This is a genomic window from Streptococcus sanguinis (genome assembly GCF_020729725.1).
GTDB classification, from domain to species: domain Bacteria; phylum Bacillota; class Bacilli; order Lactobacillales; family Streptococcaceae; genus Streptococcus; species Streptococcus sanguinis_V.
Genome location: NZ_JAJEPA010000005.1, coordinates 533,222 through 546,047, shown reverse-complemented (window position 1 = coordinate 546,047; position 12,826 = coordinate 533,222). Strand labels below are relative to the sequence as shown.

17 protein-coding genes are annotated in these 12,826 nt (G+C 44.4%); all 17 read left to right on the top strand.

What is annotated here, in order from left to right; all coding sequences use genetic code 11:
* Nucleotides 1–316: 316 nt before the first annotated feature.
* Nucleotides 317–1,375, top strand: a complete 1,059-nt coding sequence (gene hisC, locus K4I03_RS02660) for a histidinol-phosphate transaminase (RefSeq protein ID WP_227963639.1) — start codon at nucleotides 317–319, stop codon at nucleotides 1,373–1,375.
* Nucleotides 1,376–1,430: 55 nt separating this feature from the next.
* Nucleotides 1,431–2,420, top strand: a complete 990-nt coding sequence (locus K4I03_RS02655) for an ATP phosphoribosyltransferase regulatory subunit (protein WP_227963638.1) — start codon at nucleotides 1,431–1,433, stop codon at nucleotides 2,418–2,420.
* Nucleotides 2,417–3,061: an ATP phosphoribosyltransferase gene (hisG, locus tag K4I03_RS02650; protein WP_002933335.1), complete on the top strand. Its 645-nt coding sequence runs from the start codon at nucleotides 2,417–2,419 to the stop codon at nucleotides 3,059–3,061. Before K4I03_RS02655 ends, hisG begins: the two co-directional genes overlap by 4 nt.
* Nucleotides 3,058–4,350: a histidinol dehydrogenase gene (gene hisD / locus K4I03_RS02645; protein WP_227963637.1), complete on the top strand. Its 1,293-nt coding sequence runs from the start codon at nucleotides 3,058–3,060 to the stop codon at nucleotides 4,348–4,350. Before hisG ends, hisD begins: the two co-directional genes overlap by 4 nt.
* 11 nt (nucleotides 4,351–4,361) lie before the next feature.
* Nucleotides 4,362–4,946, top strand: a complete 585-nt coding sequence (gene hisB / locus K4I03_RS02640) for an imidazoleglycerol-phosphate dehydratase HisB (RefSeq protein ID WP_227963636.1) — start codon at nucleotides 4,362–4,364, stop codon at nucleotides 4,944–4,946.
* 34 nt (nucleotides 4,947–4,980) lie between these two features.
* Nucleotides 4,981–5,604, top strand: a complete 624-nt coding sequence (gene hisH, locus K4I03_RS02635; protein ID WP_227963635.1) for an imidazole glycerol phosphate synthase subunit HisH — start codon at nucleotides 4,981–4,983, stop codon at nucleotides 5,602–5,604.
* Nucleotides 5,582–6,304: a 1-(5-phosphoribosyl)-5-[(5-phosphoribosylamino)methylideneamino]imidazole-4-carboxamide isomerase gene (hisA, locus tag K4I03_RS02630; protein ID WP_227963634.1), complete on the top strand. Its 723-nt coding sequence runs from the start codon at nucleotides 5,582–5,584 to the stop codon at nucleotides 6,302–6,304. Before hisH ends, hisA begins: the two co-directional genes overlap by 23 nt.
* Nucleotides 6,305–6,306: 2 nt before the next feature.
* Nucleotides 6,307–7,065, top strand: a complete 759-nt coding sequence (hisF, locus tag K4I03_RS02625; RefSeq protein ID WP_061596616.1) for an imidazole glycerol phosphate synthase subunit HisF — start codon at nucleotides 6,307–6,309, stop codon at nucleotides 7,063–7,065.
* Nucleotides 7,065–7,409, top strand: coding sequence for a phosphoribosyl-AMP cyclohydrolase (gene hisI / locus K4I03_RS02620; protein WP_227963633.1), 345 nt, complete (start codon nucleotides 7,065–7,067; stop codon nucleotides 7,407–7,409). Before hisF ends, hisI begins: the two co-directional genes overlap by 1 nt.
* A 126-nt stretch (nucleotides 7,410–7,535) precedes the next feature.
* Nucleotides 7,536–7,850: a phosphoribosyl-ATP diphosphatase gene (gene hisE / locus K4I03_RS02615; protein ID WP_227963632.1), complete on the top strand. Its 315-nt coding sequence runs from the start codon at nucleotides 7,536–7,538 to the stop codon at nucleotides 7,848–7,850.
* A gap of 33 nt (nucleotides 7,851–7,883) precedes the next feature.
* Entirely contained in the window at nucleotides 7,884–8,633 is a 750-nt protein-coding gene (locus K4I03_RS02610; protein WP_227963631.1) for a PHP domain-containing protein, read from the top strand.
* Nucleotides 8,634–8,752: 119 nt separating this feature from the next.
* Nucleotides 8,753–9,118, top strand: coding sequence for a GNAT family N-acetyltransferase (locus K4I03_RS02605; RefSeq protein ID WP_408643071.1), 366 nt, complete (start codon nucleotides 8,753–8,755; stop codon nucleotides 9,116–9,118).
* 212 nt (nucleotides 9,119–9,330) lie between these two features.
* Nucleotides 9,331–9,501, top strand: coding sequence for a hypothetical protein (locus K4I03_RS02600; protein WP_227963630.1), 171 nt, complete (start codon nucleotides 9,331–9,333; stop codon nucleotides 9,499–9,501).
* Between the two features lie 18 nt (nucleotides 9,502–9,519).
* Nucleotides 9,520–9,669 carry a hypothetical protein gene (locus tag K4I03_RS02595; RefSeq protein WP_227963629.1) on the top strand — a complete coding sequence of 50 codons (150 nt, stop codon included), beginning with the start codon at nucleotides 9,520–9,522 and terminating at the stop codon, nucleotides 9,667–9,669.
* 643 nt (nucleotides 9,670–10,312) lie between these two features.
* Complete coding sequence (locus K4I03_RS02590) at nucleotides 10,313–10,654, top strand: LytTR family DNA-binding domain-containing protein (protein WP_227963628.1); 342 nt, start codon at nucleotides 10,313–10,315, stop codon at nucleotides 10,652–10,654.
* Nucleotide 10,655: 1 nt separating this feature from the next.
* On the top strand, nucleotides 10,656–11,396 hold the full coding sequence (locus K4I03_RS02585; RefSeq protein ID WP_227963627.1) for a response regulator transcription factor: 741 nt from the start codon (nucleotides 10,656–10,658) through the stop codon (nucleotides 11,394–11,396).
* Between the two features lie 25 nt (nucleotides 11,397–11,421).
* The gene (locus tag K4I03_RS02580) at nucleotides 11,422–12,795 is read left to right on the top strand and encodes a sensor histidine kinase (protein ID WP_227963626.1); all 1,374 of its coding nucleotides are present in this window, start codon (nucleotides 11,422–11,424) and stop codon (nucleotides 12,793–12,795) included.
* Nucleotides 12,796–12,826 lie beyond the last annotated feature (31 nt).

Genomic DNA, 12,826 nt, shown 5'->3' with positions numbered 1-12,826 from the left:
CTTAGACGACACATTCTTGAGTGCGGATGCGAAATCAGTCAGCAGTCTGAGACTAGTGTCCGACGGCTGATTGCCGTTATCAATCTGGAGTCTCGTACTCCCAGAGGGTCCTCAGGCGACTGAGGTCTGAATAAAGGTGGAACCGCGTGTCAACGTCCTTGCAAAGTTTTTTTGCGAGGGCTTTTTATTATTTTTAAATCATAGGATTCCCTTATTTTCCTTTACTAAAGCGGTAAATTTCGTCTTTCATTTATTAGAAGTTCTAAAAGATAATCAGAGTCAGATAATGGCTAATGTGTGAAAGAGAGGTGGCAAGATGGTTAAGCTAAAAGGTCTCAGGCAGATCAATCCCTATGTAGCAGGGCAGCAGCCCAATGAGCCAGATATGATTAAGCTTAATACCAATGAAAATGCTTACGGACCAAGTCCTAAAGTGGCAGATGCTCTACAGAACTTTGATGCCCAAGAGTTGCGCAAGTATTCCAGTTTGGATCAGGCGGAGCTCTGTCAAGCTTTGGCGACGAATTTGGGTGTATCGCCCGACCAGCTCATTATCGGCAATGGGAGTGACGACATCTTGTCCATGGCTTTCCTGGCCTTCTTTAACAGCGGCGAGTCAGTCTTATTTCCGGACTTGACCTATGGTTTTTACAAGGTCTGGGCGGACCTCTACCACGTGCCTTTTCGAGAAATCCCTTTGACAGATGATTTTGAGGTCCATCCGTCAGATTATTTTGGAGACAATGGCGGTATTATTCTAGCCAATCCTAATGCTCCGACGGGGATTTATCTGCCGCTGGATCAGTTGGAGGAAATTCTGGCGTCCAATCAGGATGTGGTCGTGGTGGTGGATGAGGCTTATATTCACTTTGGTGGTCAATCTGCCCTGCCTCTTCTAGAAACCTATCCCAACCTCTTTATCACACGAACCTTTTCCAAGGATGCGGCCTTGGCTGGTCTGCGGGTGGGCTACGGCATTGGCCATTCAGACTTAATAGCTGTCATGAAAGCTGTTAAGGACTCCATCAATCCTTATTCAGTGGATATGTTAGCAGAGCGCTTAGCCCTTGCGGCCGTTGAAGATTGGGATTATTATATGGAGACCGGTAGAGCCATTCAAGAGACCCGAGATTGGTTTGCTGGGGAATTGGCTGCGCTGGATTTCCAAGTCCTGCCCAGTCAGAACAACTTTGTCCTAGCCCAGCCTACTAGAATCTCTGCAGCAGAGCTTTTCCAGCAGCTAGAGGAGCGTCGGATTTATGTGCGGTATTTTCCAAAAGCGGAACGAATCAAAGACTTTTTACGCATCTCTATCGGACGGCGAGAGGAGATGGAGACAGTTCTAGCAGCTATCAAAGAAATTTGCAGCAGCTGAGAGTTTGACTCAAAGCCAGCCGGTGTAAGAATAGAGCAAGAAAGGAAAGCAGCCTATGAATAAAATCACCCTTCCGATTGGCATGCATGACAAGCTTTTCAAGAGGGCGCGTGTGACCTACGAGATTGAGCGGGACATCAGTGATTTTCTGATGGCTCAGGGCTTCAATCGGATTGACACGCCGACTTTGGAGCATTTCGAGGTTTTCAGTGACCATGTGGAGCCCCATCATTATCATCTTTTCGATAAAAAAGGCGAGCTATTGGTGCTGAGGCCAGATGTGACCAGCCAGATTGGTCGGGTTATTGCTTCGACTAGGGTGCATACGCCGACCAAGTTTTCCTATTCGGGCAAGGTCTTTCACTATCAAGAAGAGCTGCGTGGTCTTGCCAACGAGCTCAGCCAAGCTGGTATTGAGATTATTGGCTATCCAGCTCGCGAGGCGGTGCTTGAGGCTATCAAGACAGCCAAGCAGTCGCTGGATTTAGCGCAGGTTAAGTCTTATCAGTTCGAGTTTTCTCATGCAGCAATCCTGCAGACAATCCTAGAGAGTTTGACCTTGGATTCGCAGGAGGAGGCCCAGCTGCTAGATTATATTCGCAAGAAAAATAGGACGGGACTCTTTGAATTCACCCAGACCAGACCTAGTGAATTTGATGATTTTTTGCAGGAGCTGCCCTATTTGTTTGGTCCTAGCCAACAGGTTTTAGCTAGGGCTAGAGAGATAGTTGACAACGAGCGGATATTGACGGCTTTAGATGATGTGGAGCAAGTTTTGCAGAGCCTTTCAGGCTTGCTGGAGCAGACAACCATGGACTTGGGGCAGGTAGCGGCCATGCCTTACTATACTGGCCTTACCTTCAAGGTCTTTGGCGACCGAGTGCCAGATGCTTTTCTATCTGGTGGTCGCTATGACCAGCTTTTCAAGCGCTTCGGGGCAGCAGAGCTGACAGCTATTGGCTGGTCCCTAGACATTGACAGTGTCTATCAGGCTATTCATGATGACCTACCAGACGAGGGCGGAAAGGAAGGTGACAGCAGATGAGTCAGATTACCATTGCCCTGACCAAGGGGCGGATTGAGGAAGATACGGTCAAGCTCTTGACCCAGGCTGGCTTTGATATGTCCTTCATGGCAGACAAGGGGCGCAGCTTGATTTTCGAAAGTTCAGACAGCTGTTTTCGCTTTCTCTTGGTCAAAGGGCCTGACGTGACGACCTATGTGCGCCACGGAGTCGCTGATTTGGGCATTGTCGGCAAGGATATTCTCTTTGAGCATCCGACTGGCTATCTGGAGCTGCTGGATCTGAACTTTGGCCTTTGTAAATTCTCACTGGCCTCGGTGCCCAGCTATGACCCTCATGATCACAAACGCAAGCGGATTGCGACCAAGTACCCAACAGTGGCGACTGATTATTTTAATCAGAAAGGGGAAGATGTGGAAATCATCTCCATCCAAGGCAGTGTGGAGATTTCACCGGTGCTGGGTCTGGCGGATGCCATTGTTGATATTGTGGAGACGGGGCATACCCTGTCAGCTAACGGCCTGCTGGTTTTTGAAGACATTTGTCGGGTGTCGGCCCGGCTCATTGCTAATCAGGCTTCCCTGAAAAATAACCCGGATATCATGCCTTTTGTGGCAAAGATTGAATCCCTAGTAGGAAGAAGAGAGGTGGCTTTTAAATGACAATTATTAAGCGTTTAAGCGGTAGTAACGAAGAAATTTCACGGATTTTATACGAAGAGCAGCTGCAGCTCAGCCAGCAGAACTTAGATGTGGAAGAAGCGGTGGCTGAGATTATTGAAACGGTCAAACAAGACGGTGACCAAGCTTTAAGAGACTATACCATGCTTTTTGACAAGGTTGAGGTGACAGACTTTGAGATTGGGCAGGAGCTGATTGACCAAGCTTTTGAGGAGATTGATCCAGAGGTCTTGACCGCCCTGAAAAATGCCCAAGCTAATATTGAATCCTACCACCGCCAGCAGTTGGAGACTGGTTTTGAGGATAGTCCCAGTGAGGGCGTTGTTCGTGGTCAGTTGATTCGGCCGATTGAGCGGGTTGGCACCTATGTACCTGGGGGCACCGCAGCATATCCGTCCTCCGTTCTCATGAATGTTATCCCAGCTAAGATTGCCGGTGTCAAAGAAATCATCATGATTACACCACCTCAGGAACACTTTACGCCAGCGATTTTGGTCGCTGCCAAGCTTGCTGGTGTGGATCGGATTTTCCAAATTGGCGGAGCCCAAGGCGTAGCAGCCCTGGCTTATGGAACGGAGACCATTCCCAAGGTGGATAAGATAACTGGACCAGGCAATATCTTTGTGGCCACAGCCAAGAAGATGGTTTATGGTGTCGTGGGGATTGACATGATTGCTGGACCCTCGGAGATTGGAGTAATTGCAGATAGTTCAGCCAGTCCAGTCTATGTGGCTGCCGACCTTCTATCGCAAGCTGAGCACGACAAGCTGGCTCGGGCTATTCTGGTGACCGACTCGGAGGAACTGGCTGATCAAGTGGAAGCAGAGCTCGACAGACAGCTGAAAGAGCTGCCGCGGGAGGAAATCGCGCGTGCTTCGATTGAGAACAACGGCCGTATCATCCTTGCGCCTTCTAAGGAAGCTATGTTTGAACTCATGAATCAGGTGGCACCGGAGCATTTGGAGATTGCCATGGACGATGCTTACAGCTATCTGGATCAGGTTGAAAATGCTGGCTCTGTCTTTCTGGGACACTATACCAGCGAGCCAATCGGTGACTACTATGCGGGAGCCAACCACGTTTTACCGACAACCAGCACCAGCCGTTTTTCATCAGCTCTGGGTGTCTATGACTTCATCAAGCGCATCCAGTACACCCAGTACAGCCGTGCTGCTGTAGGGGCGGCTGACAAGGATATTACCAGTCTGGCCTATGCAGAAGGTCTGCAGGGACATGCCAAGGCCATCGAAGCCCGCAGACAGGAAAAATAAAAGGAGTTGCCATGAGACAAGCTGAAATCAAGCGTAAAACACAGGAGACCGATATTGAACTGGCTGTCAATCTTGATCAACAGGAGCCGGTAGCTATCGAGACCGGTGTCGGATTCTTTGACCATATGCTGACTCTTTTTGCCCGCCACAGTCGAATTTCTCTGACGGTCAAGGCTGAAGGCGACCTTTGGGTGGACAGCCACCATACGGTCGAGGATGTGGGCATCGTATTAGGACAGGCTCTGCGTCAGGCTTTGGGAGACAAGGCCGGCATCAACCGCTACGGTACAAGCTTTGTGCCTATGGATGAAACTCTAGGCATGGTCAGTCTGGACATATCCGGTCGCTCCTATCTGGTCTTTGAGGCGGATTTTGATAATCCCAAGCTAGGGAATTTTGATACCGAGCTGGTGGAGGAATTTTTCCAAGCCCTAGCCTTTAATCTGCAGATGAATCTGCACCTGAAAATCCTTCATGGCAAGAACAGTCACCATAAGGCGGAAAGCCTCTTTAAAGCGACTGGACGAGCTCTGCGGGAGGCTATTACCATAAATCCAGAGATTCATGGAATCAACTCCACCAAGGGCTTGCTCTAGCTTGTCCTTCTGAGTGAAAGGAGTTGATGTAGAGATGATGATTGTAATTGATTATGACGCAGGAAATACAGCAAATGTCCTCCGTGCTCTGGCTCAGGTCGGACTAGAAGCGCGCCTGTCAGCTGATCCGCAAGAAATTTTAGCTGCCGATGGTTTGATTTTACCAGGTGTCGGTGCTTTTCCTACTGCCATGCAGGAGTTGGAAAGGCGAGGACTGGTCTCCGTTATCCAGCAGGCTGTGGCTGATGGCAAAACTCTCTTGGGCATTTGCTTAGGCATGCAGCTCCTGCTGGAGTCTGGATTAGAGAATGGTCAAAGCTCTGGACTGGGCTTGATTCCCGGTGTTTGCCGTCGGATTCCGGACCAGGCTGGTCTGCCTGTGCCCCACATGGGCTGGAATGACTTACAGATCCAGCAGTCGTCTGCTTTGACAGCTGGTCTTGAGGGCCAGTCAGTCTATTTTGTCCATAGCTACTATACGGATGTTCCGGAGGAGTACTTGGATGTAACGTCTGATTATGGGTTACCTATCCCAGCCATGATTCACCGAGGATCGGTCTTTGGCTGCCAGTTTCACCCAGAAAAGTCTGGTGCTGTTGGCCTCGGTATCCTAGAGAAGTTTAAGGAGTATGTCTATGAAAATACTGCCCGCTATTGATATCAAAGACGGTCAGGCCGTCCGCCTTTTAAAAGGGGATTTTAGTCAGAAGACGGTAGTCAATCCCGATGTCTTGGAGCAAGCTCGAGTTTTCAAAGAAGCTGGGGTTACCATGATTCATGTGGTTGACTTGGACGGGGCCTTAGAAGGTCGGGCGGCCAATCGAGATTTGATTGCCCAGATTAAAGCGGAAACTGGTCTAGCTATCCAAGTCGGGGGCGGCATCCGCAGTCTGGAGCAGATTGAAGATTACCTGGCGGTTGGCATTGACCGTGTCATTATTGGCTCTATGGCTGTTAAGAATCCTGAATTTGTTGAGGCTGCGCTGGAGCGCTTTGGAAGCAGCAAAATCGTGATTGGCATTGATGCGAAAGAGGGTCTAGTTGCGACTGAGGGCTGGCTAGAAACCAGCAGTCAGGACTATATCAGTCTGGCGCTGGCCATGGAAAAAATCGGTGTCCGTCTCTTCGTCTATACAGATGTGGACAGAGACGGGACTCTCACTGGCCCCAATATCCAGCATTATCAAAAATTGCTGGCAGCTCTCCAGCATGCTCAAGTCATTGCTTCTGGCGGCATCCAGTCAGCGGATGACTTAGATGAACTGAAAAAACTGGGCTTGGCTGGTGCCATTGTTGGTAAGGCCTACTATAGTGGACGAATTAGCCTAGAGCAGATTAAGGAAGCAGAAAGGGGCTAGCCATGCTGAAAAAAAGAATCATTCCCTGTCTGGATGTCAAGGACGGTCGGGTGGTCAAGGGCATCAACTTTGTCAATCTGACTGATGTGGGAGATCCAGTTGATGCGGCCAAGGCTTACTATGAAGCTGGCTGCGATGAGTTGGTCTTTCTGGACATCACCGCCACCCATGAGGAGCGGGACACGACGGTCGAGATGGTCCGGCGCGTGGCGGAGCAGGTTTTCATTCCCTTTACCGTCGGGGGCGGCATTCGCACGGTTGAGGACATGAAGCGGATGCTGCAGGCTGGTGCGGATAAGGTTGCAGTTAATTCCTCAGCACTGGCAAATCCTCAGCTTTTGGCTGACTGCGCTGAGAAATTCGGCAGCCAATGTGTGGTGCTGGCCGTGGATGCTAAGAAAGAAGCGGATGGCAGCTGGCATGTCTATCTAGCTGGCGGCCGCAAGGACAGCGGTCGCGACCTGTTAGACTGGGTTCAAGAAGCCGTCGGTCTTGGAGCGGGGGAAATTCTTCTGACAAGTATGGACAAGGACGGGACCAAGTCCGGTTTTGACTTGCCTATGCTGGAAGCCGTCTCTCAAGTGGTTTCCGTTCCTATCATCGCCTCTGGTGGTGCTGGCAGTAGCCAGCATATCCTAGAAGTTTTTGAAAAGACTGCAGCGACAGGTGCCTTGGCAGCTTCAATTTTCCATTATGGTCAGGTCTCCATCTCAGAGACCAAAAAAGCCATGCAGGCAGCTGGGTTGGAGGTGCGCATCTAATGACAGAAGTGAAGTTAGATTTTCAAAAGCAAGGCGGTCTTATACCTGCCATTATCCTAGACCACACTAGCAAAGAAGTCCTCATGCTGGCCTATCTCAATGAAGAAGCCTACCATCTGACCCGCACCAGTGGTCAGATGTGGTACTGGAGCCGGTCACGTCAGGAACTTTGGCATAAGGGAGCCACCAGCGGCCACTATCAGACTGTCAAAAAAATCACAGCTGACTGCGACCAAGATACCCTGCTGATCGAGGTAGACCAGCTGGGAGCAGCCTGCCACACCGGTGCCAAATCCTGCTTTTTTCATACAATCTGGGATGAAGAAGACGGCAAAATTGACTAAAAGCTCCCTTACTTTAGTACTTGGTAAATGCAAGAATAAAACTAAGAAGTCAGTATCAAGCCACCAGCCTGCAATTGGAAAGAATTGCTTTTTATAGTAAAATAAGGACAGTAACAAGGAGATACTATGCTAGAAACCCTCTATCAAGAAGCCCTCAAACGCAAAAAAGAGCCCAAGGAAGGCTCCTATACCAGCTATCTCTATGACAAGGGGCTGGACAAGATTCTAAAAAAAGTCGGTGAAGAAGCGACAGAAGTGGTCATTGCTGCTAAAAATGCTGACAAAGACGAGATGGCCAATGAGACAGCTGATCTGCTCTACCATCTGGCGGTTGCTCTCGTCGAGACTGGCGTCAGTCTAAAAGAGATAGAGGCCGTCCTCCAGGCCCGTCAGGGCAAGCAGAGCCGGATTCATGACCGGCCTGAAATTAACCAATACTAAACGGATATAAGATTTGCAGAAAGGCGGTCCAGCATGCGCGACAACCATCTTCATACCTATTTTTCCTATGATTCTGAGGCAGATTTCTGTGACTATCTGGACCATTATGAGGGCGAGATTGTCACCACCGAGCACTATGATTTGTCTAATCCCTACCCCTACGAAGCAGCCTCGCCTCATGATGATGTGCCTGACTATGCGGCCTATTCAGCAAAAATAGCAGAGCTGAACCAGCAATATGGCAACCGCATCAAAAAGGGGATTGAAATTGGCTATTACGCTCCGCGTAAAGACGATATCCTATCTTTCCTAGCGGACAAGGATTATGACCTCAAGCTCCTGTCTGTCCACCACAATGGCAGCTTTGACTATCTGGAAGAGCCAGTCCTGCAGCTGGATAAGATGGAGCTGATTCCCCGTTACCTGAGAGAGTTAAAAGAGGCTATTGAGGCTGTGCCAGCAGATGTACTAGCTCACTTTGACTATGGTTTCCGAAAATTTAAGCTTACCGTAGAGGAGTTAAAATTTTTTGAACCAGAGCTGCGACATCTTTTTCAAAAGATGATTGATTATGGTCTGGCCTTTGAGCTTAACTGCAAGTCCATGTATCTATATGGTCACGAGGAACTCTATATCTACGCTCTTTCTCTAGTTAAGGAGCTGGGCGGTCAGCGCTTTTCAGTGGGATCAGACGGCCACAAGCTGGAGCATTTCCGCTTGCAATTTGACCGAGTTGCCAAAATCTTAGCGGAGACCGGCATAGGCGAGGAGCAGTTGATCTAGAAGGAGAAGTCATGACTGAGATTAGACCCTTAAAACAATAGGAAATCCCGCTCTTAGAGGAATTTCTTTACCAAGCTATTTTTATTCCATCAGGTCTAGAGTAGCTGCCCAGAAGTATCTTGAAAGAGCCAGAACTAGAGATGTATATCAAGGATTTTGGTCAGCAGCCAGATGATTGGGCTTTAGCAGCAGAAGTGAACGGCCAGCTGGTCGGAGCTGTTTGGGTTTGCATCATGAAAGATTACGGCTATTTTGACGACCAGACACCCTCTCTATCCATTTCATTCCTGCCTGACTTCAGAGGGCAAGGACTAGGCCAGCAGTTGATGATGGCCATGCTGGACTTGCTCAAGGCCAAAGGCTACCCAAGTGTCTCCCTCTCCGTTTCCAAAGATAATCCCGCCGCTCACTTTTATAAAAGATTAGGCTTTGTCACGGTTGAAGAGAGGGAAGATGATTATTTGATGCTGTGCCGATTGAAATAAGACAAAAGATAGGTTGTAGGGTTATTGTGAATCTCGTAAAAATAATTATTTAGGAGTAAATACAGACTGTTTAGGATTTTATTATCTTATTTTTAAGAAAAAGTAGTATATTTTAAGTACCACTCGCGAGGGGAAATTATTAAAATGAATTTGGCTAAAAAGATAATTTAAAAGCGATTTAGTCAATTCTCAAATTTTGAAAGGAGTTTTTTATGGACTCAAAAAAAGAATTTTATTTTGAAATAATGGATGACAATGCTCTGACAGCTGTTTTGGGAGGTGACGACAATACCTCATACAACTTTTTCTATAAAGTAGGCAAACGGATTGGACAATTTCCTGTTCTCAAAGCGGGATTTTGCTCACCGTTAATTTGTAATTAGTTCTTGGGAGGTAAAAAGATGAAAATAAAAATGTTAAATGAAAAAGAAATGGAAGAAGTAGTTGGTGGAAGTGTTTTTCCTATTTTGCCTAGTTGGTCAGAATTTTTAAGCTCAATATGTGGGTTCTTTGATGGTTTATCTGGATCTAGAAATAATGGTGGATGTTAATAATAATCATATTAATTGAAGTGGAAAGAGTCTTAAAAATAGATAATTTAAAAGTTTAACTTTTTTCTTTGGCAAGGTAAAGTAGGATGAATTTGTGATGTCAGATATTTAGAGTCCTACTTAACTTTTAAAACTACTAGTTATGATTGCATTATTTTCTAAAGAAGTTTCTAGCTAGTTAAGAGTTTTGATATTACTGGGTGTTGGATTGATTATTGTTAGCTTTCTATTTTTTCATTCATATTTTAAAAAGAAAATTCCAGAAAACCAATCTAAAAGCTTGTCTACAAACAAGTTACTATTAGTTATAGTAATAAATCCTCTTCCAATGCATTTTTCAGGTGTACTTTTTGCAGGAATTTCGCTTAAATTCATGGCCTTTCTGTTTGGCTTTGCTCATACCTATTTAGTTGGGAAGTAATGTATCTTAAGATCGCTCAAAGAGCGATCTTTTTTATAATATTAATGTAGTTTTTCCTTTATTTGTGATAAAATAAAGGAGAGAATAATGGACACTTTAGTGCTCCTTTCCTGTCATCAGAATCTTTTCTGTCTACCGTTTAAGACTTTCTAGGTACCATTGAGGATTTTATATCCTTTTGGAAACTTGCTTGTGGTATGCTAGAGCAAAGGAGGTAGACAAATGGCTACAATCGTTATTAAAGACGGCAACACTCTTCGGAAGTTGGATCTCTCATCAATTTTCTATATCCAGTCCCATCCTCAAAAGCCGCATTTCGTCCTTATTGTGACCGGAAAAAGAAATTACAATCTCAGGGCTTCTCTGACTGAACTAGCAGAAAGCTATCCTAAAGACCTGTTTCGTTGTAATCGTCAAACTCTTGTTAATCTCGCTAAAGTTAAGGGGGTTGACAGGGAGCATAAAACCTTGTTCTTTGAGCAATCTAGCCCAGGAGAACTTGTCTGCTCTAGACGCAGTTTTGCCAGTCTTATTAAGCATTGGTCTAAGGAAGGAGGAAAATAAGATGAAAATCTTTGTGTTAGAAGATGATATCAAGCAGCAATTCTATATGGAGTCAACCATTCTGAATATTTTGAAAAAAAACGGCTGGAAATGTCAGTTTTTAGAAATCTACAGCAATCCCCAAAAGTTACTTGATGCTGTTAGGGAACGCGGAAGGCACCAGATTTTCTTTTTGGATATTGAGATAAAAAAAGAGACACAGAAGGGCTTGGAAGTAGCTGGTCAAATTCGTAAGTTAGATCCCTATGCTTTGATTGTTTTTGTGACAACTCACTCAGAGTTTATGCCTTTGACTTTTCGATATCAGGTATCAGCTTTTGATTTTATTGATAAAGGGCAGTCTGAAGAGGCCTTTATTAAGCAGGTTGAAAAGGATCTAGCCTATCTATATAAAAGAAAGGACAGTTTCCAAGCTGAGGAAACCTTTCTATTTGAAAATTCCAAATCTGAAATTCAAGTTCCTTTTAATGAAATTTACTTTTTTGAAACATCGGATGTTCCCCATAGACTTATCCTCTATACGAAGAAAGAGCGCATTGAATTTTATGGACAGCTTTCTGAGATTGTTAAGCAGGACAAGCGCCTCTATCGTTGCCACCGATCTTATGTGGTCAATCTAGCCAATATCGCTCAAATAGATAAATTGGAAAACATAGCTTATTTCCCAAATGGCGCTAGCTGCTATGTTTCTCGACTTAAGATGAAAGGATTGCGGGCAGCCTTAAAAGCAGAAGGGAAGTAGTATACTAGAAGTAGGAGAGGGATTTGTGTTCATAGGATTGCAAATTGTAGCATTGATATTTCAGTCTTTAGCCTTATTTATTCTCTTTTCGAATATCAGTGGCGCTAAAATGGATTGGAAAAAATATATATTAGCAACTTTAGGATTGAATTTTATAGGGATTTTACTTGCAATCATAGAGTTGATTACTGAGAATAATATTTTTTCATATGTTAATTTTTTAACCATTCCTATATATTTTTTAATTTTTTCATTGCTAATAAACAAATATACACCAAAAGTTCTAGCTATATTTTATGGTCTCTTTCCAGTTGTTCTTTGGAATCTTTTACACCGTCTTTTTTCTTTTTTTTTAAGAAATATAATGCATTCCCATACCCAGGCTCAGTTAAATCCTGATAAATATATTCTATATATTTCAGCAATTTTAGCTAGTTTACTATCCTTATTTCTGCCTCAGTTATTGCACTATAATTTTAAACGATTGAGGGAATATAAATTAAATAAAAAAGATATAAAATTAATTGTTTTTCTAAATATTTCCATGATTTTCTATTATACATTTGTTCAATATTTTACTTATATAGAAAAGCATCATCAATCTTCTAACTTGTATAATCGTGAACTGATAGTAGTTATTTACATTATTCTCTTTCTAAGTTCAGTTAATATTTTAGACCGCAATTTGCGAGAACGAATTCAACAGCAATTAAGTGAGCAAAGAGAATTACAATTGAGGAACATGTCCGACTACAGTAAGCACATTGAGGAGCTTTATAGTGAGTTAAGAAGTTTTCGTCATGATTATGTCAATATTTTAAAGAGTATAAAATTAGGAATTGATACTCAGGATTTACCAGCAATTGAAATGATCTATAATCAAGTCCTAAAGAACTCTGGTCAATCGCTCAACCAATCTAAGTACGATCTGGGACGTTTGTCTAATATTCATAACGATGCTCTCAAAAGTGTCTTATCTGCAAAATTTCTTGAAGCTCAGAGTAAGCATATAGAGACCGGATTAGAAGTTCCGCAGGAAATTGAGCTTCGAGGAATTGAATTGCTTGATTTCGTCACCATTGTTTCCATACTGGCTGATAACGCTATAGAAGCAGCTATTGAAACTAATCATCCAGTAGTTTCTTTTGCCTTTCTTGAGCAAGAAGGTAAACAGGTTTTTATCATAGAAAACTCAATAAAAGATTTCTCAGTGGATTCCAATAATATTTTTAAAAAGGGCTTTAGTAGCAAAGGAGAAAATAGAGGGATTGGCCTTTATAACGTTCAAAATATCATCAGTCGTTATCCCAATGTTTCTCTGCGTACCATTAGTCATGATAACAAATTTAAACAAGAGATAGAAGTAAAACTGTTAAATGTTTTTTATAGCTCTATCTAACAAAAAGCCAATTTCAATTTGTTGATGAAAT

Bases quoted from the DNA above. Each gene is read 5' to 3' on its own strand.
- hisC (WP_227963639.1), top strand. From the start codon at position 317: ATGGTTAAGCTAAAAGGTCTCAGGCAGATCAATCCCTATGTAGCAGGG.
- K4I03_RS02655 (WP_227963638.1), top strand. From the start codon at position 1,431: ATGAATAAAATCACCCTTCCGATTGGCATGCATGACAAGCTTTTCAAG.
- hisG (WP_002933335.1), top strand. From the start codon at position 2,417: ATGAGTCAGATTACCATTGCCCTGACCAAGGGGCGGATTGAGGAAGAT.
- hisD (WP_227963637.1), top strand. From the start codon at position 3,058: ATGACAATTATTAAGCGTTTAAGCGGTAGTAACGAAGAAATTTCACGG.
- hisB (WP_227963636.1), top strand. From the start codon at position 4,362: ATGAGACAAGCTGAAATCAAGCGTAAAACACAGGAGACCGATATTGAA.
- hisH (WP_227963635.1), top strand. From the start codon at position 4,981: ATGATGATTGTAATTGATTATGACGCAGGAAATACAGCAAATGTCCTC.
- hisA (WP_227963634.1), top strand. From the start codon at position 5,582: ATGAAAATACTGCCCGCTATTGATATCAAAGACGGTCAGGCCGTCCGC.
- hisF (WP_061596616.1), top strand. From the start codon at position 6,307: ATGCTGAAAAAAAGAATCATTCCCTGTCTGGATGTCAAGGACGGTCGG.
- hisI (WP_227963633.1), top strand. From the start codon at position 7,065: ATGACAGAAGTGAAGTTAGATTTTCAAAAGCAAGGCGGTCTTATACCT.
- hisE (WP_227963632.1), top strand. From the start codon at position 7,536: ATGCTAGAAACCCTCTATCAAGAAGCCCTCAAACGCAAAAAAGAGCCC.
- K4I03_RS02610 (WP_227963631.1), top strand. From the start codon at position 7,884: ATGCGCGACAACCATCTTCATACCTATTTTTCCTATGATTCTGAGGCA.
- K4I03_RS02600 (WP_227963630.1), top strand. From the start codon at position 9,331: ATGGACTCAAAAAAAGAATTTTATTTTGAAATAATGGATGACAATGCT.
- K4I03_RS02595 (WP_227963629.1), top strand. From the start codon at position 9,520: ATGAAAATAAAAATGTTAAATGAAAAAGAAATGGAAGAAGTAGTTGGT.
- K4I03_RS02590 (WP_227963628.1), top strand. From the start codon at position 10,313: ATGGCTACAATCGTTATTAAAGACGGCAACACTCTTCGGAAGTTGGAT.
- K4I03_RS02585 (WP_227963627.1), top strand. From the start codon at position 10,656: ATGAAAATCTTTGTGTTAGAAGATGATATCAAGCAGCAATTCTATATG.